The sequence below is a fragment of the Streptomyces sp. NPDC002896 genome, assembly GCF_040295225.1.
GTDB lineage: Bacteria > Actinomycetota > Actinomycetes > Streptomycetales > Streptomycetaceae > Streptomyces.
Genome location: NZ_JBEOVA010000094.1, coordinates 1 through 2,309, shown reverse-complemented (window position 1 = coordinate 2,309; position 2,309 = coordinate 1). Strand labels below are relative to the sequence as shown.

Here is a 2,309-nt window from a genome sequence, read left to right as displayed (position 1 = left end):
ACCCCGACTGGTTCAAGGCCTTCCTCGGCGTGATGCTCCTGGTCGCCGCCCTCGTCAATCTGTGGGTCCGCCGCACGGCGACCCGGAGGTGAACTCAACCCCATGACAACCAACGCATCCGGCACGCTCGCCAAGGACACTGCCCCGCAGGACGGCACGCCCGTCGTCGAACTGCGCGGCGCCGGCAAGTCCTACGGCAACATCCGCGCCCTGCACGGCGTCGACCTCCTTGTCCGCCCCAGCCAGGTCACCTGCGTCCTCGGCGACAACGGCGCCGGAAAATCCACCCTCATCAAAATCATCTCCGGCCTGCACCAGCACACCGAAGGCCAGTTCCTCGTCGACGGCCAGCCCGTACGCTTCACCACCCCCCGCGAAGCCCTCGACCGCGGTATCGCCACCGTCTACCAGGACCTCGCCACCGTCCCCCTGATGCCGGTCTGGCGCAACTTCTTCCTCGGCTCCGAGATGACCAAAGGCCCCTGGCCCCTGCGGCGCCTCGACATCGAGAAGATGAAGAAGACCGCCGACGAAGAACTACGCAACATGGGCATCGTCCTGGACGACCTCGACCAGCCCATCGGCACCCTCTCCGGCGGCCAGCGCCAATGCGTCGCCATCGCCCGCGCCGTCTACTTCGGCGCCCGCGTCCTCATCCTCGACGAGCCCACCGCCGCCCTCGGCGTCAAACAATCCGGCGTCGTACTGAAATACATCGCCGCCGCCCGCGACCGCGGCCTCGGCGTCATCTTCATCACCCACAACCCCCACCACGCCTACATGGTCGGCGACCACTTCTCCGTCCTCCGCCTGGGCACCCTCGAACTCTCCGCCGCCCGCAGCGACATCACCCTCGAAGAACTCACCAACCACATGGCCGGCGGAGCCGAACTCGCCGCCCTCAAACACGAACTCTCACAAGTCCGCGGCGTCGACGTCGACGAACTCCCCGAAGAGGAGGACCTCCAGGTGCCGACCCCCGCCGCCGGAGGCTCCACCGCCTCCGAGGCATCCAGCTGATCCCCGCCCCTCCCCCGCCCGCCCTCGGGTGAAAGGACAGTCCCGATGACTGCCGCCAACTCCGCCCCCGCCCCCCTGGACCGCATCAGGGTGGGCTCAGCCCCGGACTCCTGGGGAGTCTGGTTCCCCGACGACCCCCAGCAGGTGCCCTGGGAGAGGTTCCTCGACGAGGTCTCCGGTGCCGGATACGAGTGGATCGAGCTGGGTCCGTACGGCTATCTGCCGACCGACCCGGCCCGGCTCACCGACGAGGTGAACAAGCGCAACCTGAAGGTGTCCGCGGGGACGGTCTTCACCGCGCTCCACCGGGGGCCGGGGGTCTGGGACTCCACCTGGGAGCACGTCAGCGACGTCGCCGCGCTGACGCAGGCCATGGGCGCGAAGCACCTCGTGGTCATCCCGTCCTTCTGGCGGGACGACAAGACCGCCGAGATCATCGAGCCGCCCGAGCTGACCGGCGAGCAGTGGGCGCACCTGACGAAGGGCATGGAGCGGCTGGGCCACGAGGTGCGGGAGCGGTTCGGTCTGGACATCGTCGTGCACCCGCACGCCGACACCCACATCGACACCGAGAAGCACGTCGAGCACTTCCTCGACTCGACGGACTCCGACCTGGTCAACCTGTGCCTGGACACCGGGCACTACGCCTACTGCGGTGGCGACAGCGTCAAGCTCATCGAGACCTTCGGCGAGCGCATCGGTTATCTGCACCTCAAGCAGGTCGACCCGGAGATCCTCGCGGACGTCGTCAAGAACGAGGTCCCCTTCGGTCCGGCCGTTCAGCGCGGCGTGATGTGCGAGCCGCCGGCCGGCGTCCCCGCCCTGGAGCCGGTGCTGGCGGCGGCGCAGGGCCTGGGAGTCGATCTCTTCGCCATCGTCGAGCAGGACATGTACCCCTGTCCTCCGGACAAGCCGCTGCCCATCGCGGTGCGCACCCGTAAGTTCCTCCGTTCCTGCGGAGCCTGACGGAACCCGACCGGAAGGGACGACAGCCATGGCCCAGCGCGAAACGCTCGGCGTCGCCGTGATCGGCACCGGCAAGATGGGTGCCGACCATGTGCGCCGCCTCCATGAGGTGGCCAGCGGAGCGCGCGTGGCCGCTGTCGTGGACATCGACGAGGTGCGGGCCGAGAAGATCGCGAACGCGATCGAGGGCTGCACCGCGTACACCGACCCGTCCGCCGCCATGGCGGCGGCCGGCGTCGACCCCCGACACAACGCCACCCCCGGGCCCGCCCCCGACTCCCCCCAGACACAGACCCGCACGGAACACCATACCGTCAAGTGCG

Annotated in this window: 4 protein-coding genes; all 4 read left to right on the top strand. The window is 68.9% G+C overall.

What is annotated here, in order from left to right; all coding sequences use genetic code 11:
* Positions 1 to 92 (top strand): sugar ABC transporter permease (locus tag ABT009_RS47315; protein ID WP_351308503.1); only part of this gene is annotated, 92 nt, incomplete at its 5' end.
* Between the two features lie 10 nt (positions 93 to 102).
* Positions 103 to 1,020 carry an ATP-binding cassette domain-containing protein gene (locus ABT009_RS47310; protein WP_351309652.1) on the top strand — a complete coding sequence of 306 codons (918 nt, stop codon included), beginning with the start codon at positions 103 to 105 and terminating at the stop codon, positions 1,018 to 1,020.
* A 45-nt stretch (positions 1,021 to 1,065) separates the two neighbouring features.
* A complete protein-coding gene (locus ABT009_RS47305; protein WP_351309649.1) occupies positions 1,066 to 1,986 on the top strand; it encodes a sugar phosphate isomerase/epimerase family protein in 921 nt (306 codons plus the stop codon).
* Between the two features lie 28 nt (positions 1,987 to 2,014).
* A partial coding sequence (locus ABT009_RS47300) for a Gfo/Idh/MocA family oxidoreductase (RefSeq protein WP_351309646.1) occupies positions 2,015 to 2,309 on the top strand: 295 nt, incomplete at its 3' end.